The sequence below is a fragment of the Streptomyces sp. NPDC018947 genome (assembly GCF_044390505.1).
Classification (GTDB): domain Bacteria; phylum Actinomycetota; class Actinomycetes; order Streptomycetales; family Streptomycetaceae; genus Streptomyces.
The window spans coordinates 92041-113137 of record NZ_JBIRZD010000001.1 but is presented as its reverse complement, the minus strand read 5'-3'; the positions used below and the strand labels follow the sequence as shown (position 1 = coordinate 113137).

Genomic DNA, 21097 nt, shown 5'->3' with positions numbered 1-21097 from the left:
CCCCCGCCTCGGCGTCCGCCTACAGCGCCTGGGCCGCGGGCTTGACCATGCCCCGCACCGTGCGGGACTTGACGAAGTCGCCCATGGCGGTCATCTCCCACTCGCCGGAGTACTGGCGGATCAGCTTCGCCATCATCACGCCGGTCTGCGGCTCGGCGCTGGTCAGGTCGAAGCGGACCAGCTCCTCGCCGGTCGCGGCGTCCATCAGCCGGCAGTAGGCCTTGGCGACCTCCGTGAACTTCTGCCCGGAGAAGGAGTTGACCGTGAAGACCAGGCCGCTGACCTCCTGCGGGAGCCGGCCGAGGTCCACCGTGATCACCTCGTCGTCGCCGCCGCCCTCGCCGGTGAGATTGTCACCGGAGTGCCGGACGGCGCCCTGGAGGATCTGGAGCTTGCCGAAGTAGCAACTGTCGATGTGGTTGCGCTGCGGGCCGTACGCGATGACCGACGCGTCCAGGTCGATGTCCTTGCCGCGGTACGCGGGCTCCCAGCCCAGGCCCATCCGGACCTGGGAGAGCACCGGACGGCCGCCCTTGACCAGGGAGACGGTCTGGTTCTTCTGGAGGCTGACCCGGCCCTTGTCCAGGTTGATCTTCCCGGCGCCCGGCGCGGGGGCGGGCGGCGCGGCCGGCGGGGCGGGGGGAGCGGCCGGCATGGTGGGCGCGGCGGCGGGCGGGGCCGGCGGCGGGGTGACCGCCCGGGGCGGGGCGGGCTGGGCGGGGGCCGCCGGTTCCTCGACCGTGACGCCGAAGTCGGTGGCGATGCCGGCCAGGCCGTTCGCGTAGCCCTGGCCGACCGCGCGGGCCTTCCAGGCGCCGTTGCGCAGGTAGACCTCGACGATCACCAGGGCCGTCTCGGTGCCGAGCTGCGGGGGCGTGAAGGTGGCGAGGACGGAGTTGTCGTCCGCGTTGCGGATGGTGGCCGTCGGCTCGATGCCCTGGAAGGTCTGGCCGGCGGCGTCCGGGCTGGCGGTGACGACGATCTTCTCGATGCCCGGCGGGACGGCGGAGGTGTCGACCGTGATCGCGTCCGGGGCGGTGCCGCCGCCGGAACGGTAGGTCACGCCCGGGCCGGTGGGCTGGTTGTAGAAGATGAAGTCGTCGTCGGAGCGCACCTTGCCGTCGGCGGTGAGCAGCAGGCCCGATACGTCGAGCCGCGCGGGCGCGGCGACGTCCACCGTCACGCGGGCGGCGGAGAGGGGGATGTTCGAGCCGGGGGTCATAGCTGTCATGCCGGGTGAACGAGCGAGGCCGTTTTACCGTTCCCTTACCCGACGGCCAATCGGGTCGCGGGCCCCGGGGACGGCGGCACCCGTGTCCCGCGGGCGGCGGGCGAGTGCCGCGGCCGTCGCCAGCAGGACGGTGCCCAGGACGGGCAGCAGCACCCACAGGGCGGTCAGCTCCACCAGGGCCGCGCCCACGGCCAGTCCGAACACGTTCGGTACGAAGATCAGGGAGTTGGCCGTCGCCGTGACCCGGCCCAGCAGCGGCCCCGGCGTCTCGCGCTGGACGGCGGTCAGGGCGGCGATCAGCGCCGCGGGCATCCCCGCGCCGATCGCCGCGCCGGCCACCAGGGCCACGGCGTCGTGCGGGACGGCCCGGACCGCCACCGCGGCCGCCAGCAGCGCGATCCCGGACGCCGCGAACCGCCGCCCGCCCAGCCGCCGCAGGGCGGGCCCGGCCAGCAGCCCCACCGCCACCGACCCGGCGCCCTGGACGGCGTACAGCGCACCGGCGTACGCGGGGGAGTGCCCGAGGGCGTCGACGACGGCGTAGGCGGTGGCGCCGTTGACGCCCGCGCACAGCATCATCACGCCGCCCGCGAGGACCAGCGGGCGCAGCCGTGCGTGCCCCCACAGATACCGGGCGCCCTCGGCCGTCCGCCGCCGCCAGTCCGCCGCGGGCCGCCCGGGCCTCGTCTCCCGCACCCGAAGCGCCGCGTACACCCCCGCGGCCAGGACGAAGGTCGCCGCGTCCAGCAGGGCCACGCCCGCGCCCCCGTACGCCGCGTAGAGACCCGCGCCCGCCAGGGGCGCCACGAGCTTCATGCCCTCGTTCGCGGTCATGCGCAGTCCGTTGAAGTCGCCGAGCAGCCGCGCGTCGACGGCCGCCGCGACGAGCGCCGACTCGGCCGCCTCGTGGACGACGCCCGCCGCGCCGTACACGAACAGCACCGCGAACAGCAGCCACAGCGTGGCGGGCGAGTCGACGGCGAAGAGGGAGAGCAGGAGCCCGGCCATGAGCAGGCTCGTGGCGATCAGCAGCGGCTTGCGGCGGACCCGGTCCGCGAGGGTGCCCAGCGCCGGGCCGGCCAGGGTGGGCGCCCACATCGCCAGCATGCACAGGGCCGCCAGTCCGTCCGAGCCGGTGAGGTCCTTCACCCACACCCCGGAGGCCAGCCACAGCGCCGAGGTGCCGAAGCCGGACACCACCACCCCCGCGAGATACAGGCCCGCGTCGCGGTCGCGCAGGACCCGGGCCACCGGCCACGCCCCGCGCGTCGTCTTCTTCCTCGTATGCGTCTTCTTCGCCGTCATGCCTGGTCATCATCGGTCTGAGGCACGGGCGCCGGCATCGGGCAGATGCCTCAGAAACGTTGGCCCGCGGGCCGATGAGTCCCACCGCCGGGATCGGTCTTCTTCCCGACAGCACCGACCGTCCTCCCCGAGGAGCAGCCCATGACCCCCGACCCCGCCACCCTGGATCTCGGACCCCAGACCCGGATCCTGGTCCGCCTCGCGGAGGGCGTGAGCGACGCGCGGCTCGCCGACCCGACACCGTGCCCGGACATGGCGGTCCGCAACCTGCTCGGCCACCTGACCGGCCTGGCCGTGGCGTTCCGGGACGCCGCCCGCAAGGATCTGGGCGTCACCACCGACACCGGCCCCGGCACGACCGTGCCGGACATCGGCCCCGGCTGGCGCGAGGAGCTCACGAAGGTGCTCGGCGAACTCGCCGAGGCGTGGCGCGCCCCGGAGGCCTGGACCGGCATGACACGGGCCGGCGGTTTCGACCTGCCCGGTGAGGCCGCCGGCGCGGTGGTCGCCGACGAACTGGTGATCCACGGCTGGGACCTGGCCCGCGCGACCGGCCAGGAGTACCGCCCCGACCCCGCCGCCCTCCAGGTGGCCTACGGCCTCCTGTCCGCCGCCGCCGAGGAGGCCGACCGGGACACCGGCATGTTCGGTCCGGTCGTCGCCGTCCCCGCCGACGCCCCGCTGCTGGACCGGGCGGTGGGCCTCAGCGGACGCCACCCGGGCTGGCCGGGGCCCGCGTAGGACGCCGGTGACGGGCCGGCAGCGGTGTGCCGGCCCGTCACCGGCGCGGCGGTGCCCAGGACGGGCGCCACGCCGGCTCGGGAAGCGGGGGCAGGCCCGCCAGGTGGGCGAGGACCGCCCGGAGCCCGGGGTGCGGACCGGTCCGGGGGAACATGAGGGAGAGCGGGTAGGCGAGCGCCGGGTCCACGATCGGGATGCGGCGCAGGTCGTGACGGGCCGGCCAGACGTACCGGTCGCGTGCGCCGACGAGGGTGGCCAGGTCGGCGGAGTCCGCGAGGGTGTCGAGCAGCACCTCGTCGCCGAAGTGCGGGCCCGCAGCGTCGACGCTCAGACCGAACTCGGCGGCGAGCCGGTCGTAGAAGTCCGCCCACTCGCTTCCCGGCGCGATGCCCGGCACCCAGATCCGCAGCCCGCGCAGCCGCGCCGGCGTCACCGTGCGCGCCGGGGCCAGCGGATGGCGGGGGCCGACGAGGAGTTCCAGCGGGGAGTCGAAGGCGTGGACCATGCGCACCTCGCGCGGCAGCGCGGCCGGGTCGGTGACGGTGCGGAACGAGGCGTCGACGTCGCCCGCCCGGACGGCGGCCGCCGCCAGCCGGGGGTCGTCGACCCTGAGCGTCACCAGGTCGAGGTCCACGCCGGGGTCCGACCGCCAGTAGTCGTGCAGCACGACGGCCTGCGCGCTGCGGAAGCCGAGGACGTCGATCCGCAGGGCCGCGAGCCGGGCCGTACGGCGGCGACCCCGCGGTCCGCACCGGCGACGACGCTCCGCGCGTGCGGGAGGAACGCCTGGCCGTCGAGGGTCAGCTCCACCCCTCGGGCGGTCCGGGTGAACAGGCGGACCTCCAGCTCGCGTTCCAGGGCGGCGATCCGCTTCGAGACGGCCTGCTGCGTCACGCCCAGTTCGTCGGCCGCGTGCCGGAGCTGACCCAGCTCGGCCGCCCGGACGAACGTGCGCACTGCCTCGGTGTCCACGCCGCCAGCCTACGCACGCCGGCGGCCCGCCCGCCTCTAGCCCTCGAGCGCCGCCTCCATCATCGCCTTGGCCACCGGGGCCGCGAGCCCGTTGCCGCTGACCTCGGAGCGGGCCGCGTCGGACTGCTCGACCAGGACCGCCACGGCGACCTCCCGGTCCGACGAGTCCGAGGCGGCGTACGAGGTGAACCAGGCGTACGGCGTCTTGCTGTTGTTCTCGCCGTGCTGGGCCGTGCCCGTCTTGCCGCCCACGGTCGCGCCGGGGATCCGCGCGTTCGACCCGGTGCCCTGCTCGACCACCGTCCGCATGGCCGAGGCCAGTTGGTCGGCGGTGGAGGCGCTGACGATCCGCTTCGTCCGGGCCGCGCCGTCCAGGTCCTCCAGCACGTCGCCGTCCCCGCCGGTGATCTGCGCCACCATGTGCGGCGAGACCAGTTCGCCGCCGTTGGCGATGGCCGCCGACACCATGGCCATCTGCAGCGGGGTCGCCGTCACGTCGAACTGGCCGATGCCCGTCAGCGCCGTAGACGACCGGTTCATGTCCTTCGGGTACACGCTCGGGTACGCCCGCACGGGCACGTCCTGCGTCTCGTCGTTGAACCCGAACTTCTCCGCCGTCGCCCGCACCTTGTCCTGGCCCAGGTCGACCGCCATCTTGGCGAAGACGTTGTTGCACGAGTAGCGCAGCGCGGTGCGGATCGTGGCGTTCTCGCAGGGCGCGTTCGGGTTCTCGTTCGTCAGGTCGGTCAGGGTGTCCGGCAGCCGGTACGGGTCCGGGCTGTCGGTCGGCTCGTCCACCGAGCCGTACAGCCCGTCCTCCAGCGCGGCCGCCGCGACCACGAGCTTGAACGTCGAGCCGGGCGGCAGCGGCTGGCGCAGCGCCCGGTTGGTCAGCGGCTTGTCCGGGTCTGCCGTGAGCTTCTTCCACGCCTCACCGGCGGTGTTGGCGTCGGTCAGCGACGACGGGTCGTACGACGGGGTGGACACGATCCCGAGGATGCGGCCCGTCTTCGGGTCGATCGCGACGGCGGCGCCCTTCTTGTCGCCCAGCGCCTCGTACCCGGCCTTCTGCACGTCCGGGTCGATCGTCGTGATCACGTTGCCCGGATCGGCCCGCCGGCCGGTGACCGTGTCCATGGCGGACTTCAGTCGCGGGTCGGTGCCGTTGAGAAGGTCCTGGTAGACGCCCTCGAGCTGCGTCGGCGCGTACGCCTGCGAGGCGTAGCCCGTCACCGCCGCGTACAGCTCCCCGTTCGTGTACGTCCGTTTGTAGGCGAGGTCACCTCCCTGCGTCCTCGCGGAGCCCGTGACGGACCGCCCGGCCACGATGATGTTGCCGAGCGGCTCCGCGTACGTCTCTATCGCGTTGCGCCGGTTGTCCTTGTCGTCCGCGAGTGCCCGGCCCTCGTAGAACTGCACCCAGGTCGCCCTGACCAGCAGAGCGAACACCAGGAGCAGCGTGAAGACCGATGCGCGCCTGATCGTCTTGTTCATCCCGCCCACAGGACGAACGGCCGGGAGCGAATCGTTCCCATGCGCCCCGTTTTCTCATCGTCCGTTCATGAAACGGGCTTCGCGAACCCGGCCTCGTAGGCCCGCAGTGCCGCCTGGGTGCGGTCGCGGGTGCCGGTCTTGGCGAGTACCGACGCCACGTGTGTCTTCACCGTGGCCGGCCCCACCCCCATCCGCCGGGCGATCTCGGCGTTCGTCAGCCCGGTCGCCAGCAGCCGCAGCACCTCGCCCTCCCGCTCCGTCAGCCGCGCCACCCAGGCCGGCGGGGCGGGGGCCGGGCGGGTGTGCTCGGCCGCGAGCGCCCGTACGGCCGACGGGAACAGCAGCGTGTCGCTGCGCGCCACCAGCCGCACGGCCTGCACGAGCGTGTCGGCGTCGGCCCGCTTGAGCAGGAAGCCGGCGGCCCCGGCGCGCAGGGCGTCGTACACGTAGGAGTCGTTCTCGAACGTGGTCAGGACCACGACGCGCGGAGGTTCGTCGAGCGTGGCGAGGATCCGCTCGGTGGCGCGGATGCCGTCCACCTCGGGCATCCGGACGTCCATGAGGACCACGTCCGGCCGGGTGTCGCGCACCACGGACACGGCCTCGGCCCCGGTGGCCGCCTCACCGGCGACCTCCAGGTCCGTCTCGGCGGAGAGGATGGCGCGCAGGGCGGTGCGCACCATGCGCTCGTCGTCCGCGAGGACGATCCTGATCGGTGCTCGTGTCATGCGGGTCCCTTCAACGGCAGGCGTGCGTGCAGGCGCCACACCCCGTCGGCGCCGCCCGCCTCGGCGGCGCCGCCCAGCAGCCGGGCCCGGTCCGCGATGCCGCGCAGACCGTGACCGCCGCCGGGCCGCGGTCCGCGGGCCGCGCCCAAGGGGTTCTCGACGGTGATGCGCAGCTGATCGTCCACCACGTCGATCCGCAGCGCCACGGCGACCGCCGCGCCCCCGTGCCGCAGGGCGTTGCTCAGCCCCTCCTGCACGATGCGGTACGCCTCGCGGGAGACCGGCGGCGGCAGCGCCTCGGGCTCGGCGGCGACGGAGGCCGTCACCCGCGCCCCGCCCGCGCGGGTGCGGCGCAGCAGGCCGTCGAGGTCGGCGGCGAGCGTGGGGGCCGGCGCGTCGCCCGGCGCGTCGCACTCCCGCAGCACGCCGAGCACGGCGTCGAGTTCGCCGACGGTGCGCCGGACGGTGTCCTCGATCGCGGCGAGTGCCTCGCGGGCGAACTCCGGGTCCGTGTCCAGGACCCGCCGGGCCGCGCTCGCCTGGAGCCCCACCGCGCTCAGCGCGTGGCCGACGGAGTCGTGCAGTTCGCGGGCGAGCCGGTTGCGCACGGCGAGATCGGCGGCCCGTGCCTCGGCCGCCGCGACCCGGGCCTCGGGGGACGGGCCGAGCAGCGCGGGCGCCCAACGGGCCAGCAGCGCACCGCACCCGGCCGCGCACCCGGCGAGCGCGAGGAGCATGGCGACGCCCGCCACCGGCGCGAGCGCGAGCCCCCACGCCTGGTCGAAGGGGGAGTGCAGCCCCAGCCGGTTGTCGTGCAGCGCCGGGACGAACGGCATCAGGACCAGCGCGGCCGCGAACGGCGGTACCGCCAGCGACATCCCCGCGATGATCCCGCCGGCCCCCAGGTGCAGCGTGAACCAGGCCGCCGTACGCCCCTTCTCGCCCTTCGTCCGTGCGGGTCCGTAGGCGAGCCGGTCGGCCTCGACACCGCACAGCCAGCGCACCACCCCCGCCTCCAGCGGCCGGGTGGGCGGGAACAGGGAGGTGAGGGCGGCGATCGGCAACCCCAGCGCGAACGAGCCCAGTTGCAGGGGCAGCGAGGCGAAGACGTCGTCGACCCCGGTGAACGGGACGACGAGGACCGAGCCGGCCAGCACGTAGGGCATGGCGAGCGCGCCGCCGAGGATCAGATGGATCCACCGCAGGCGCGCCCGCCGCCCGAACAGGGTCCGGCCCGGTTCCGTCATGACGGCCGGGGGGTGGTGGCGGACCGCCGGGCGAGGAAGTGGGCGCCGACGGAGGCGAGGAGGAAGCCGATGATCATCTGGGCAGAGTAGGTGAGGAGCATCATCGGCGTGGCGCGGTCCGCGGGATCGTCCGTCCCGGACAGCGCGCCGAAGATCATCCAGCCGCCCCAGCAGGCCACGGCACCCGCGCACACCCACACGAGCGCGAGGGGCACGGCGACCGGCAGGACCCGCGCGCGGCGGAAGGCGAGCAGCACGCTGCCAGTGACGGCCGCGACGAGGAAGACGACGTACATCGCCTCCAGGACGTAGAAGTCGCTGGTGCGGTCCGCCACGCGGCCCTCGCTGAGCCCGCCCGTGCCCCCGCAGGCCCAGTACAGCCGGACGGCGGCCGGGAACAGCGCGAGGACGCCGCCCACGACCGCGACGACCCGCGGGGCCGTGCCGAGGGAGCGGACCGGCAGGTCCCACATCCGCCCCCGCCACAGGTGGCCCCAGCGCTCCCGGGCGTAGAGCACGAACAGGGCGCCGAGGGCGATGCCCTGCACGATGAACCCCGTGTAGACGAGCCCGAACACCCACTCGTCCAGGAACGGCTCCTCCGGGCCGGACCCCGCGCCGCCGCCGGTGAACACCCGGGTGAGGAGCAGCAGCGGGAACCCGGCCGTGATCGGCGCGAGCAGTCCCGTGGCCACCCACACCGGGAAGGCCGGCAGCCACGCGGGCACCCGCCGTCCCCAGGGCCGGGTCAGCATCAGCGCCAGCACGATCACACAGCAGTCCATCAGCAGGGTGATCCCGTTGGCCACGGCCATGGTGACCGGGTGGTCCAGCAGGGGACTGCCCTCGGGGACGCCGACCCGGCTCCCGGCCATCCAGGCGACCTTCAGACCGACGTACGGAAGGCAGGCGAGGACGGCGGCGGCGCGCAGCAGCCGGCGGGTCCGGGTGAGGGGTGCGGCCGGCGAGGCGGCCGGTGCGGCGGCGAGCGTCTGCGTCATGCCTCCACGCTCCCTCCCGGGCACCCCGGGCACGTCCTGCGCGGCGACGATCCGCCTCCGCCGCACGGCGGAGGACGCGTCACCCCCCGAGCGGAGGGCGTCAGCCCATGAGGTGGAGGACGACCTCGTCGATCTCCTCGCCCCGCGCCTGCGCGAACCCCCGCTCCAGGGCGCTCGTGACGAATCCGCACTTCTCCAGCACGCGCCGCGACCCGGCGTTGTCCGCCGCCGCGCGCGCGTACAGCGGGCGGTCCGGCACCTCGGCCAGCAGCGCGCGCAGGGCTGCGGTCGCCACGCCCCGGCCCCAGTACGCCCGGTCCACCCAGTACGTCACCTCGCGCTCGCCCGGCTCGCCGTAGACCGCGGCGCTGCCGATGACGTCACCGTCGCCCAGGATGGTCCGCACCACGGCGGACGAGGCCCGGATCCTCTTCCAGTGGGCCTCGAAGGCGTCCCGGTCGGCGGGGTCCTCGAAGGTGAAGGCCGCCATCCGCAGGGCCTCGGGATCGTTCATCTGCCGGAAGAAGACGGGCAGATCGCTGTCGTGGACCTCGCGCAGCGCGACGTGCATGCTTCACAGCCTCCGGGTCGCCAGGATCAACCGGTCGCGGGCGTCGAACAGCGCGTCCTTCACCGTCTGTTCGTGCGCGGGCGTCAGCCGCGCCACCGGCACCGAGCAACTTACCGCGTCCCGCGCGGGGGTGCGGTAGGGAAGGGCCACGCCGAAGCAGCGCAGCCCCAGCGTGTTCTCCTCGCGGTCCACGGCGAAGCCCTGCTCCCGCACCTGGTGCAGCTCCTCGATGAGCCTCTCCCGGTCGGTGATGGTGTGCTCGGTGAGTGCCGGCAGGGTCTCCGGCAGCATCTTGCGGACCTGTTCGTCGCTGTACGTGCTCAGCAGCGCCTTGCCCAGCGATGTCGAGTGCGCGGGCAGCCGGCGCCCGACCCGGGTGAACGGCCGCAGGAAGTGCTGTGACTGACGGGTGGCCAGGTAGACGACGGTGATGCCGTCCAGGCGGGCGAGGTGGATGGTCTCCGCGGTGTCGTCGGAGAGCCGGTCGAGTGCCGGCCGGGCCGCCGCGACCACCTCGTCGCCGTCGATGTACGACGTGCCGACCAGCAGCGCCCGGACGCCGATGCCGTACCGGGTGCCCGTCGCGTCCGTCTCCACCCAGCCCAGTTCGACCAGCGTGCGCAGCAGCATGTACAGGCTCGACTTGGGGTAGCCGACGGCTTCCTGGACCGACGCGAGGGTGTGCATGCCGGGGCGTCCGGCGAAGTACTCGAGCAATTCCACCGTCCGCACGGCGGACTTGACCTGCGCCCCGCCCCCCGCCTCGCCAGCCGGCATCGCCCTTGACCCCTTCGTTCGCCGCGAAATAGTGTCCGCCGTATTCATCATCGGAGACGGCGTTCAGTATATCGAACGAGCCGATGCGGAGACGCAGAGCACGTGGAGGGCCCGCGGTGGCAGCAGCACCAGTCTGGAGTGTCGACCCCCGTACCGGGAAGCAGCGTGAGCAGGCCGCGACGGAGGCCACGGCCGAGGAGGTGGACGCCGCCGTCCGCGCCGCGCACGCCGCCCGCCAGGCCCTGGCGGACCGCACCGTCCGCGCGGCGTTCCTGCGCACCGCCGCCGACGAACTGGAGGGGGCCGGGAGCACCCTGGTGGAGACGGCCGACGCGGAGACCGCACTCGGCCCGGCCCGGCTCACCGGCGAACTCGCCCGCACCTGCTACCAGTTGCGTGCCTTCGCCGGCATCGTCGACGAGGGCGAGTTCCTGGGCGTCGTCATCGACCACCCCGACGACACCGCCACCCCGCCGGTGCCCGACCTGCGCCGCCACAAGGTGCCGCTCGGCGTCGTCGCCGTCTACGCGGCCTCCAACTTCCCCTTCGCCTTCTCCGTACCCGGCGGCGACACCGCGAGCGCCCTCGCGGCCGGCTGCCCGGTGGTCGTCAAGGCCCACCCCGACCACCCGGCGCTGTCCGAGCGGGTCGCCGGGGTCCTGCGCCGCGCCGCCGCCCGGCACGGCATCCCCGAGGGCGTCGTCGGCCTGGTGCACGGCTTCGACGCCGGCCTCTCGCTGATCCGGCACCCCCTGGTCGCCGCGGCCGGCTTCACCGGATCCGTACGCGGTGGCCGGGCCCTGTTCGACGCGGCGGCGGCCCGGCCCGTCCCGATCCCCTTCCACGGCGAACTGGGCTCCCTCAACCCGGTCGTCGTCACCGAGGCCGCGGCGGCCGAGCGGGGCGAGGCCATCGGCGCCGGGCTCGCCGGGTCGATGACGCTGGGCGTCGGCCAGTTCTGCGTCAAGCCGGGCCTCGTCCTGGTGCCGGCCGGTGACGCCGGCGACGGCCTGGTCAAGACCCTCGCGGACGCCCTCGCCGGCACCGGCGAGGGGGTGCTGCTCGACCACCGCATGCGGGGCAACTTCGTCGCCGGTGTCGCCGAGCGCGCGGCCCTGCCCGGCGTGTCGGCCCCGGTGCCCCCGGGTCCGGGCGGCGAGCACACCGTCAGCGCCGGGTTCCTGACCGTGCCGGCCGGACGGCTGGCCGCCGGGGGCGCGTACGACCTGCTGCTGGAGGAGTGCTTCGGACCGGTGACCGTGGTCGCCCGCTACGACGACGAGTCCGAGGTGCGGGCCGTGCTGTCCCGGCTGCCGGGCAACCTCACGGCGACCGTGCAGCTCTCCGCCGAGGAGGCGGCCGGGCGGGGGTGCGGGGCGGAGATCCTCGCCGAGCTGACGCCGCTCGCCGGGCGCGTGCTGGTCAACGGCTGGCCGACGGGGGTCGCGGTCGCCCCGGCCCAGCATCACGGGGGTCCTTACCCGGCGACGACCTCGACGTCCACGTCGGTGGGCGGTACGGCCATCGAGCGGTGGCTGCGGCCGGTGGCGTACCAGGGGGTGCCGGAGGCGCTGCTTCCCCCCGAGCTCCGGGACGACAACCCGCTGGGGCTTCCGCGCCGCTTCAACGGGGTGCTCGAACGGTAGTTCCCCTGCGGGGCGCGTCCGGTCGGCCCGTCTTCAGGGCTCCGGGAATGGGACCGGTCGGTTGAACGTTCACGTACGTGGCGGAGGGGAGGCCTCCGCCCCGTACGACCTGGAGATGAGCCGAGCACATGCGCGTCGAGATCTGGAGCGACATCGCCTGCCCGTGGTGCTACGTGGGCAAGGCCCGCTTCGAGAAGGCGCTCGCGGCCTTCCCGCACCGGGACGGCGTCGAGGTGGTCCACCGGTCCTTCGAGCTGGACCCCGGGCGCGCCAAGGACGACGTCCAGCCCGTGCTGACGATGCTCACCGCGAAGTACGGCATGAGCGAGGCGCAGGCGCAGGCCGGTGAGGACAACCTCGGTGCGCAGGCCGCCGCCGAGGGGCTGGAGTACCGCACCCGGGACCGCGACCACGGCAGCACCTTCGACATGCACCGGCTGCTGCACCTCGCCAGGAAGGACGGTCGGCAGGAAGCGCTGCTGGACGCCTTCTACCGGGCCAACTTCGCCGAGGAGCGCTCCGTGTTCAACGACGACGAGCGGCTGGTGGAGCTGGCCGTCGGCGCCGGGCTGGACGAGCGGACCGTGCGCGCGGTGCTGGCCGACCCCACCGCCCACGCCGACGAGGTGCGCGCCGACGAGCGCGAGGCCGCGCAGCTCGGTGCCACGGGCGTCCCCTTCTTCGTGCTCGACCGGGCCTACGGCGTCTCCGGCGCCCAGCCCGTCGACGTGTTCGCCCAGGCGCTGACGCGGGCGTGGGGCGAGCGGGCCCCGCTGAAGCTCGTCGACGGCGGCGCCACCGAGGCGGAGGCGTGCGGACCGGCCGGCTGCGCGGTGCCGCAGGGCTGAACGTCGCAGGTGGCGGCCCACGCATAAGCAGAGCTTGGGTGCATCGCGCAGAAATACGCAATGGACGGGGAGGTCCCGTGGCCGCACAGTGGTGCCATGGAGAGCTTCGAGACCCTCGTCCGTGCCGAGTTCGACCCGAAGACCACGTATCTGAACACCGCCAGCACCGGTCTGCTGCCCGCCCGCACCCTCGCCGCGCTGCGTGAGGTCGCCGAGTCCGCGGCGGCCGGGCAGCCACTCGACATGTTCGCCGACGTCGAGGCGAGCCGGGCCGCCTTCGCCCGGCTCCTCGGCGTCCCCGCGTCCCGGGTGGCGACCGGTTCGTCGGTCGCCACCTTCAGCGGGCTGGTCGCCGCCTCGCTGCCCCCCGGCGCCGAAGTCCTCACCGCGGAGGCCGACTTCAGCTCCCTGGTGAACCCGCTGCACATGCGCGGCGACCTGAAGGTGCGCAGCGTGCCGCTGGAGCGGATCGCCGAGTCGGTGAGGCCGGACACCGCGCTGGTCGCGGTCAGTTCCGTGCAGTCCGCCGACGGGCGGGTCGCCGACCTCGCCGCGCTGCGCGACGCCGCCCGGGCTCACGGCGCGCGGACCCTCGTCGACGCGTCCCAGTCGAACGGGTGGCTGCCGCTGTCCGCCGGGGACTTCGACTTCGTGACCGCCGTCGGCTACAAGTGGGTGCTGTGCCCGCGCGGCGTCGCCTTCCTCGTCGTCCCACCGGACCTGGGCGGGCTGACCCCGCTGTTCGCCGGCTGGGCCTCGGGCGAGCACCCCTGGGAGAGCTGCTACGGACCCGTGGAGGAACTCGCCCACTCCGCACGGCGGTTCGACGAGAGTCCCGCTCTGTTCTCCTACACGGGCGCCCGGCACTCCCTGGCGCTGATCGAGGAACTCGGTGTCGAGGCCGTGCACGCCCACGACACCGCCCTCGCCGTCCGGTTCCGCGAGGGCCTCGGCTCCCTGGGCCACGAGCCGGTGTTCGCGCCGGGATCCGCCATCGTGTCCGTGCCCGGACTCGGCCACCGCCAGGGCGACCTGGGCCGGGCCGGGGTGCAGGTCTCCGACCGGGCCGGCAATCTGCGGGCCGCGTTCCACCTGTACAACACCGAGGCCGACGTCGACCGGCTGCTGGACGTGCTGTCCGGCTGACCCGCCCCGCCGGACGCGTACCGGGCCGGAGCCTCCCGTCCCACACGACAAGGCTCCGGCCCGGTGGCCGTGCGCGCGGTCACGCGCGCCGTGTCCTCACTTCACGGGCGTGAAGTCCCGCGCCCCGATGAACTCCGGGCGCCGGATCGGCGCCGCGAAGGGTTCGACCGCCGTGTTCTCCACGCTGTTGAACACGATGAACACGTTGCTGCGCGGGAACGGCGTGATGTTGTCGCCCGACCCGTGCATGCAGTTGCAGTCGAACCAGGTCGCCGAACCGGCCTTGCCGGTGAACAGCCTGATGCCGTACTCCGAGGCCATCTTCGTCAGCGCCTCGTCGGACGGCGTCCCCGCGTCCTGCATCTGCAGGGACTTCTTGTAGTTGTCCTTCGGCGTGGCCCCCGCGCACCCGAGGAACGTCTTGTGCGACCCCGGCATGATCATGAGACCGCCGTTGGTGTCGTAGTTCTCGGTCAGCGCGATCGACACCGAGATCGTGCGCATGTGGGGCAGGCCGTCCTCGGCGTGCCAGGTCTCGAAGTCCGAGTGCCAGTAGAAACCGCTGGCCCCGAAGCCCGGCTTGACGTTGATCCGGGACTGGTGGACGTAGACGTCCGAGCCGAGGATCTGCCGGGCCCGGCCGACGACCCGCTCGTCGCGCACCAGGTTCGCGAACACCTCGCTGATCCTGTGCACCTCGAAGACGGACCGGATCTCCTTGGACTTCGGCTCGACGATCGAGCGCTCGTCCGCGCGGATCTCCGGGTCGTCGACGAGCCGCTCCAGCTCGCGCCGGTAGACGGCCACCTCGTCCGGCCCGATGAGCTGGTCGACGGTGAGGAACCCGTCGCGGTCCAGGGACTGGAGGTCACCGGCCGAGACGGGGCCGGGCGTGTCCGGGGAACACCAGACCACCGGGTCCTGCCGGGGCGTGGCCACCTCGGTGGCACCGCGGGTCGGGTAGAGGTCGGTGACGTTCGCGGTCGTGGTCACGGTGACTCACACCTCCTCGGTGAGCAGCGGGTAGACGCCGTTCTCGTCGTGGTCCTCCCGTCCGGTCACGGGCGGGTTGAAGACACAGATGCAGTGGAAGTCCTCCTTGACCTTGAGCGTGTGCCGCTCGTGGCCGTCCAGGAGGTACATGGTGCCGGGGGTGATGTGGTACGTCTTCCCGGTCTCGCGGTCGGTCAGCTCGGCGTCGCCCTTGGTGCAGACGACGGCCTCGATGTGGTTCGCGTACCACATCGACGTCTCCGTACCCGCGTACAGGATCGTCTCGTGGACGGAGAAGCCGACCTTCTCCTTGGCGAGGACGATGCGCTTGCTCTCCCAGGTGCCGGACGCCGATTTCACGTGCCGGTCGGTGCCTTCGATCTCCTTGAACGAACGGACGATCACGGTGGTGCGATGCCTCCTAGGTGAAGGGTGTGCAAGGGTCCCGGCGCCCCGGCCGCGCGGGCCGGGAGCGCCGGAGGGGGTGGATCCGGCTCAGGCGGTCTCGCGCACGGCGCGGGCGAGGGTCTTCATGCCCTCGTCCACCTCGTCGGGCGAGACGGTGAGCGCCGGCAGCAGCTTGACGACCTCGCTCTCCGGGCCGGAGGTCTCGATGAGCAGCCCCAGCTCGAAGGCGCGCCGGGCGACGCGCCCCGCGCGGTCCCTGTCGTGGAACTCCAGGCCCCACACCAGGCCGCGGCCGCGGTACTCCTTGACGTCGGCGAGGTTCTCCTCGGTGATGGCGATCAGGTGCTGCTCGACCTGCTCGCCGCGGGTGCGGGTCTGCTTCTCCATCGCCGACCCGTCCGCCCAGTACGCCTCCAGCGTGGCGGTCGCCGTGACGAACGCCGGGTTGTTGCCGCGGAAGGTGCCGTTGTGCTCGCCCGGCTCCCAGACGTCCAGCTCGGGCTTGAACAGGGTCAGCGCCATCGGCAGGCCGTAGCCGCTGATCGACTTGGAGACGGTGACGATGTCCGGGGTGATGCCCGCCTCCTCGAAGGAGAAGAAGGCGCCGGTACGGCCGCAGCCCATCTGGATGTCGTCGACGATGAGCAGCATGTCCTGGCGCTCGCACAGCTCGGCCAGGGCCCGCAGCCACTCGGGCCGGGCGACGTTGATGCCGCCCTCGCCCTGCACGGTCTCCACGATCACGGCGGCCGGCTTGTTCAGGCCGGAGCCCTGGTCCTCCAGCAGCCGCTCGAACCACAGGAAGTCCTCGACGGTGCCGTCGAAGTAGTTGTCGAACGGCATCGGCGTGCCGTGCACCAGCGGGATGCCCGCCCCGGCCCGCTTGAAGGCGTTGCCGGTCACGGCGAGCGAGCCCAGCGACATGCCGTGGAAGGCGTTGGTGAACGACACGATCGACTCGCGTCCCTTCACCTTGCGCGCCAGCTTCAGCGCGGACTCCACGGCGTTGGTGCCCGTCGGGCCCGGGAACATGACCTTGTACGGCAGGTCGCGCGGGCGCAGGACGGTGTTCTGGAAGGTCTCCAGGAAGCGGCGCTTGGCGGTGGTCGACATGTCGAGCCCGTGCGTGACGCCGTCCCGCTCCAGGTAGTCGATCAGCGCCCGTTTCAGGACCGGGTTGTTGTGCCCGTAGTTGAGCGAGCCCGCTCCGGCGAAGAAGTCGAGGTACTCGTGGCCGTCCTCGTCGTACATCCGGCTGCCGTGCGCGCGGTCGAAGACGGTGGGCCAGCCGCGGCAGTAGCTGCGCACCTCGGACTCGACGGTCTCGAAGACGCTGAGGTCGGGCTGGGTGATGGTCACGACGAATCGCTCCTCGTGGGGTGAGGTGGGAGAGGAAGGTCGTACGGATCCGGCGGAACCGGTGCGGCTCCGGCCGGGAAGTCTCAGGGGGCCGGACGGCCGGGGGCGGGGTGCCCGGCCGCCGGGGGCCGGCCGGTCAGCTGCCGGCGGGGGTCAGGGGGCCGATGCGGTACAGGACCTCCGGCTCGTGCGGCCCGTCGGGGAAGTGGTCCGTCTCGAACAGGACCTCGCGCTCCAGGCGGGCGCCGCGGCGCTCGGCGAACGAGGTGAACAGCCGCTGGGAGGCGGTGTTGTCGGGTGAGATGGTGGTCTCCAGGGTGGTCAGCCCGAGATCCGCGACGGTCCGGGCGGTCAGCCCGTCCAGCATCGAGGCGGCCAGTCGGCGCCCGCGGTAGGCCTCGTCCACCGCCACCTGCCACACGAGCAGGGTGTCCGGGCGGTCCGGGCGTACGTAGCCGGTGACGAAGCCGACCGGCTCACCGCGCTCGTCGCGGGCGACGGCCGACGTGGCCGCGAAGTCGCGGCACCACAGCAGATAGCTGTAGGACGAGTTCAGGTCCAGAACCTTCGAATCCTTCGCTATCCGCCACAGAGCGGCCCCGTCGGCCACTCTCGGACGGTCGATTTGCAGGTCTGCTTGCACGGCAGTCATGCAAATTGAATTTACCCAGGGAAATTGGAAATTGCATCGCCGGACGGGGTTACGCATGGGCGCGCCCTGTGTTATCACGCGGGCGCGTGCTTCCGCGCGAGAGGGCGGAAGATTAGGGCGATTTGGCCCGGTAGAAAGCCGCAAAACGGGCAGCGTGTGTAACGGGTCACAATCGTGTAACCCGCCTGACACGTGCCCGGATCGCGTTGGCCGAGGTTCGTGAAATCAGAGTGTTTAGCCCGAAGGAAAGCGGGCAGAAGAATACGGGAAGCTGCTCTCTGGAAATTCAGGAATTCCGATTGTCAGAAACCCGGGAATTGCCCCCGAATTCACGCCTTCGGAAGGCTCGGTTCCGGTCGCCGCCAGGCGTTCTCGGCGGCCCGCCGGGCAGCCTCCGGGTCGGTCTTGCGTCCCTTCTGCGCCAGCGCGGAGCCCAGCGCCGCGAGGCAGCCCTGCACCGCGCCGGGCGTCGCGTCCGGCCCGTAGTGGTTGACGCGGATCATCTCCCCGGCCAGCGCGCCCCCGCCCGCGGCCAGCGGCAGCGCCGGGTCCGACTCCAGCGCCCGCGCCACCAGCTCCGAGGCGTTCAGGTCCGAGGGGACGCGCAGGGTCGTCGCCACCGGCGCCGCCTCGCGGGCCTCGTGGACGTACGGCTCCAGGCCGCCCAGCGCGAGCGCCCCGGCGCGGGTGGCCGCCGCGGCCGACGCGTGCCGCGCCATCACCGTCTCGAGGCCCTCCGCCTCGATGCGCTCGACGCACGCCTCCAGCGCCAGCATCTCGAGCTGCGCCGGCGCGTGCAGCAGCGTCTTGCGGCCGCCGTCGATCCAGCGCTCCTTCCAGTCCAGCAGGGAGAGGTACGACCGGCGCGGTGCCCCCGGGTTGGCCGCCATCCGCTTCCAGGCCCGCTCGCTCACCGACACCGCGGAGACCCCGGCGGGGCCGCCCATCGCCTTCTGCGCGCCGATCACGCACAGGTCCACGCCCCACGCGTCCGGCAGCACGGGCTCGGCGCCCACGGACGCGACCGCGTCCAGGTAGAACAGCGCGCCGTGCTCCCGCACCACCTCGCCGATCTCCGCGACCGGGTTGGTGTTCCCGGTCGCCGCCTCCGCGTGCACCAGGGACACGAAGTCGATCCCGGGGTGCTCGGCGAACGCCTCGCGGACCTGCTCGGCGGACACGGCGGTGTGGAACGGCACGGAGAGGTCGTGGACGGTGGCTCCGCAGTCCCGCAGCCAGTCGCCGAACGTCTGCCCGTACGGCCCGGTGACGATGTTCAGCGCGACCGTGTCCGGCCCCGCGCACCCGCGGATCGCGCCCTCCAGCGGCAGCAGCGCCTCGCCCTGCGTGATCAGGACGTCCTGGCCGGTGCCGAGGAGGCGTGCCACGCGGTCCTCGATGGCGGCGAAACGGCCCGCGGTCAGCGGGGCGAGGTCCAGGAAGGGATGGGTCACGGCGGTGCTCTCTTCGCTCACTGCGGGGGACGGACGTTCGAGATCGAGAGTAGCCCCAGCCCCGCGCCGCCCCGCGGGCGGAGGCGGTCCGTTGCGATACCGGCACGGGCGGAAGAGATCCTTCCGGGTGGGGGGCGCCGAGGAGCCGGGGGCCCGCGCGGGCGCCCACGGGGCGGGCTGCCGCGGACCGGGCGGCCCCGTCTAAGGTGCGGGGCATGAGCGATCGCACGGTGCTGCACGTGAAGGGGCGGGTGCTCGTCGGACCGCGGGACGAGGACGTCCGCGACGAGCTGTGGGTGATCGACGGCCGGATCTCGTACGACCGTCCCGCCGGGGCCGGCGACATCCGCACCGTCGAGGGCTGGGCGCTGCCCGGCCTGGTCGACGCCCACTGCCACGTCGGCCTCGACCAGCACGGCGCCGTCCCGGCGGACGTCGCCGAGAAGCAGGCGCTGACCGACCGCGACGCCGGCACCCTCCTCATCCGCGACGCGGGCTCGCCCTCCGACACCCGCTGGGTCGACGACCGCGAGGACCTCCCGAAGATCATCCGCGCGGGGCGGCACATCGCCCGCACACGCCGCTACATCCGCAACTACGCCTGGGAGGTCGAGCCGGAGGACCTCGTCGCGTACGTCGCCCAGGAGGCCCGGCGCGGCGACGGCTGGGTGAAGCTGGTCGGCGACTGGATCGACCGCGACCTCGGCGACCTGTCCGCCTGCTGGCCGCGCGGCGCCGTCGAGGCCGCGATCGCCGAGGCCCACCGGCTGGGCGCCCGCGTCACCGCGCACTGCTTCGCCGAGGACTCGCTGCGCGACCTGGTCGAGGCCGGCATCGACTGCGTCGAGCACGCGACCGGCCTGACGGACGACACGATCCCGCTCTTCGCCGAGCGCGGGGTCGCCATCGTGCCCACCCTGGTCAACATCGCCACGTTCCCCGCGCTGGCCGACGGCGGCGAGGGGAGGTACCCGCGCTGGTCGGCCCACATGCGCCGGCTGCACGCCCGCCGCTACGACACCGTCCGCAACGCCCACGACGCCGGGATCCCGGTCTTCGTCGGCACCGACGCGGGCGGATCCCTCGCCCACGGCCTCGCGGCGGCGGAGGTCGCCGAACTGGTCCGCGCCGGCATCCCGCCCGTGGAGGCCCTCGCCGCGACCACCTGGGCCGCCCGGCGCTGGCTGGGCCGCCCCGGCCTGGACGAGGGCGCGCCCGCGGACCTGGTGGTGTACGACCAGGACCCGCGCGCGGACGTGCGTGTGCTCGCCTCCCCGCGCCGGGTGGTGCTGAACGGGCGGGTCGTCGGTTAGCCGACGCCGGTGACAGGGGGCCGGTGCCGGTGGCACCCGGGAGACGCACGTGCCCTGAGATTCGAAAGCACTCGCGAAAACTTCCCGAACGAGTGAAGTGACCCGGGATCGCCGACGGCGCGGCGCGGGCGGCGACATCCTTTCGGGGTCCCGAGCACGTCGCTCATGCGTGTCGCTCACGCATGCCTTACTGGGGGTCCCACCATTTTGAACGGCAACACCTTCCGCACGCCCGCACGCCGCCTCGTCACCGTCACGGCGGCCACGGCCCTGGCCGCCGGCCCCGCGGTCCTGGCCGGTGCGGGCACCGCTCACGCGACCGGCGACCACGGCCGCGCGAGCGCCACCGTCCTGCGCACCGGCCTTAACGTGTCCCTGCTCAACAAGACCGTGAACGTCCCGCTCGCGGTCAGCCTGAACGAGGTGCAGGCGCCCGACAGCGCCCGCGAGACCGCGCTGAGCGCCCGGCTCGACGGCGTCGACGGCGGCAAGCCCTTCACCGTCCTGAGCGCCGACGTGGCCGACGCCGAGGCGACGGCGACCGCGGACAAGGCGGAGGGCCGCACCGAGCTGGCCCACGCCAAGGTCCACGTGCCCGGCCTGCCGCTGCTGTCCGTCATCGAGGTCGAGCAGGTCACCGCGCGGGCGACCTGCGAGGCGGGGAAGAAGCCGGTCGCCTCCTCCAACCTGCTCGGCTCCGTCACGGTCCTCGGCAAGAAGGTCACGCTGACCGCCGGCGGCACGACGGACGTGAAGGTGCCCGGCGTCGGGGAGGTGCGGCTCGACCTGTCGAAGGCGCAGACCACCACGCGCACGGCCGCCGCCACGGCCCTGGAGCTCAAGGTGTCCGTCAACCCGCTCGACCTCAATGTGGCCGAGGTGGACGGCACCGTGACGCTCGCGCAGGCCACCTGCGAGTCCCCGGCGCCCCCGAAGGCCGAGGCCGAGAAGCCGCCCGTCGAACAGGCCGTCGAGCCCCAGGGCACCCGCACCGAGCCCGACCTGGCCGAGACCGGCGGCAGCTCGGCCACCCCGTACATCGCGGCCGGCGCGGCGGCCCTCGTCCTGGCCGGAGGCGGTGCCCTGGTCCTCACCCGCCGCAAGCGCTCCTGACCGCCGCGCCCGCCCGACGGGGGAGCCCGCCGGGCGGGCGCCCGGGGGAGGACACCCGCCCGGGGCGACGGTGCCGGGCCCGGCCGACGGCCTGAGGG

The 21097-nt window shown here is 73.6% G+C and carries 19 protein-coding genes and 1 pseudogene; 6 read left to right on the top strand and 14 right to left on the bottom strand.

Translation table 11 applies throughout. The features are described from left to right. Nucleotides 1-19: 19 nt before the first annotated feature. Complete coding sequence (locus tag ACH499_RS00495; protein WP_399013797.1) at nucleotides 20-1222, bottom strand: TerD family protein; 1203 nt, start codon at nucleotides 1220-1222, stop codon at nucleotides 20-22. Nucleotides 1223-1255: 33 nt separating this feature from the next. Beyond that, nucleotides 1256-2536, bottom strand: a complete 1281-nt coding sequence (locus tag ACH499_RS00490) for an MFS transporter (protein WP_356203788.1) — start codon at nucleotides 2534-2536, stop codon at nucleotides 1256-1258. A gap of 141 nt (nucleotides 2537-2677) precedes the next feature. Between ACH499_RS00490 and ACH499_RS00485 the strand changes: the two genes are divergently transcribed. Continuing rightward, nucleotides 2678-3277: a TIGR03086 family metal-binding protein gene (locus tag ACH499_RS00485; protein WP_399012976.1), complete on the top strand. Its 600-nt coding sequence runs from the start codon at nucleotides 2678-2680 to the stop codon at nucleotides 3275-3277. A gap of 37 nt (nucleotides 3278-3314) precedes the next feature. On the opposite strand, the pseudogene ACH499_RS00480 reads toward ACH499_RS00485, so the two are convergent. From ACH499_RS00480 to ACH499_RS00450, 7 genes and pseudogenes are all read right to left on the bottom strand, one after another. Continuing rightward, nucleotides 3315-4249: pseudogene (locus ACH499_RS00480) on the bottom strand (LysR family transcriptional regulator). Between the two features lie 36 nt (nucleotides 4250-4285). Further along, nucleotides 4286-5743, bottom strand: coding sequence for a peptidoglycan D,D-transpeptidase FtsI family protein (locus ACH499_RS00475; protein ID WP_399012974.1), 1458 nt, complete (start codon nucleotides 5741-5743; stop codon nucleotides 4286-4288). Between the two features lie 65 nt (nucleotides 5744-5808). Beyond that, a complete protein-coding gene (locus tag ACH499_RS00470) occupies nucleotides 5809-6471 on the bottom strand; it encodes a response regulator (protein WP_399012972.1) in 663 nt (220 codons plus the stop codon). Continuing rightward, nucleotides 6468-7718, bottom strand: a complete 1251-nt coding sequence (locus tag ACH499_RS00465) for a sensor histidine kinase (RefSeq protein ID WP_399012971.1) — start codon at nucleotides 7716-7718, stop codon at nucleotides 6468-6470. The genes ACH499_RS00470 and ACH499_RS00465 overlap by 4 nt, the downstream gene beginning before the upstream one ends. Continuing rightward, a complete protein-coding gene (locus ACH499_RS00460) occupies nucleotides 7715-8719 on the bottom strand; it encodes a hypothetical protein (RefSeq protein ID WP_399012969.1) in 1005 nt (334 codons plus the stop codon). The genes ACH499_RS00465 and ACH499_RS00460 overlap by 4 nt, the downstream gene beginning before the upstream one ends. Nucleotides 8720-8819: 100 nt before the next feature. Continuing rightward, entirely contained in the window at nucleotides 8820-9290 is a 471-nt protein-coding gene (locus ACH499_RS00455) for a GNAT family N-acetyltransferase (protein WP_399012967.1), read from the bottom strand. 3 nt (nucleotides 9291-9293) lie between these two features. Next, nucleotides 9294-10067: an IclR family transcriptional regulator gene (locus tag ACH499_RS00450; protein WP_356203802.1), complete on the bottom strand. Its 774-nt coding sequence runs from the start codon at nucleotides 10065-10067 to the stop codon at nucleotides 9294-9296. Between the two features lie 116 nt (nucleotides 10068-10183). Here ACH499_RS00450 and ACH499_RS00445 point away from each other — a divergent pair, with 116 nt between their 5' ends. The 3 genes from ACH499_RS00445 to ACH499_RS00435 all read left to right on the top strand — a co-directional run bounded on the left by ACH499_RS00445 (nucleotide 10184) and on the right by ACH499_RS00435 (nucleotide 13707). Then, the gene (locus tag ACH499_RS00445) at nucleotides 10184-11713 is read left to right on the top strand and encodes an aldehyde dehydrogenase (NADP(+)) (protein WP_399012964.1); all 1530 of its coding nucleotides are present in this window, start codon (nucleotides 10184-10186) and stop codon (nucleotides 11711-11713) included. Between the two features lie 128 nt (nucleotides 11714-11841). After that, entirely contained in the window at nucleotides 11842-12561 is a 720-nt protein-coding gene (locus ACH499_RS00440; RefSeq protein WP_399012963.1) for a DsbA family oxidoreductase, read from the top strand. Nucleotides 12562-12657: 96 nt separating this feature from the next. Continuing rightward, complete coding sequence (locus ACH499_RS00435; protein WP_399012961.1) at nucleotides 12658-13707, top strand: aminotransferase class V-fold PLP-dependent enzyme; 1050 nt, start codon at nucleotides 12658-12660, stop codon at nucleotides 13705-13707. A gap of 96 nt (nucleotides 13708-13803) precedes the next feature. On the opposite strand, the gene thpD is transcribed toward ACH499_RS00435, so the two are convergent. The 5 genes from thpD to ACH499_RS00410 form a co-directional block, all read right to left on the bottom strand. Further along, nucleotides 13804-14700 carry an ectoine hydroxylase gene (thpD, locus tag ACH499_RS00430; protein WP_399012958.1) on the bottom strand — a complete coding sequence of 299 codons (897 nt, stop codon included), beginning with the start codon at nucleotides 14698-14700 and terminating at the stop codon, nucleotides 13804-13806. Between the two features lie 6 nt (nucleotides 14701-14706). Then, nucleotides 14707-15105, bottom strand: a complete 399-nt coding sequence (locus ACH499_RS00425) for an ectoine synthase (protein ID WP_217144727.1) — start codon at nucleotides 15103-15105, stop codon at nucleotides 14707-14709. A 90-nt stretch (nucleotides 15106-15195) separates the two neighbouring features. Further along, on the bottom strand, nucleotides 15196-16467 hold the full coding sequence (gene ectB, locus ACH499_RS00420) for a diaminobutyrate--2-oxoglutarate transaminase (RefSeq protein WP_399012956.1): 1272 nt from the start codon (nucleotides 16465-16467) through the stop codon (nucleotides 15196-15198). 136 nt (nucleotides 16468-16603) lie between these two features. After that, on the bottom strand, nucleotides 16604-17119 hold the full coding sequence (gene ectA / locus ACH499_RS00415; RefSeq protein WP_399012955.1) for a diaminobutyrate acetyltransferase: 516 nt from the start codon (nucleotides 17117-17119) through the stop codon (nucleotides 16604-16606). Between the two features lie 329 nt (nucleotides 17120-17448). Further along, a complete protein-coding gene (locus ACH499_RS00410) occupies nucleotides 17449-18573 on the bottom strand; it encodes a pyridoxal-phosphate-dependent aminotransferase family protein (RefSeq protein ID WP_399012953.1) in 1125 nt (374 codons plus the stop codon). A gap of 215 nt (nucleotides 18574-18788) precedes the next feature. Between ACH499_RS00410 and ACH499_RS00405 the strand changes: the two genes are divergently transcribed. Further along, a complete protein-coding gene (locus ACH499_RS00405) occupies nucleotides 18789-19886 on the top strand; it encodes an amidohydrolase family protein (RefSeq protein ID WP_356203818.1) in 1098 nt (365 codons plus the stop codon). Between the two features lie 207 nt (nucleotides 19887-20093). Further along, nucleotides 20094-20999, top strand: coding sequence for an SCO1860 family LAETG-anchored protein (locus ACH499_RS00400; RefSeq protein ID WP_399012952.1), 906 nt, complete (start codon nucleotides 20094-20096; stop codon nucleotides 20997-20999). Nucleotides 21000-21097: the final 98 nt, after the last annotated feature.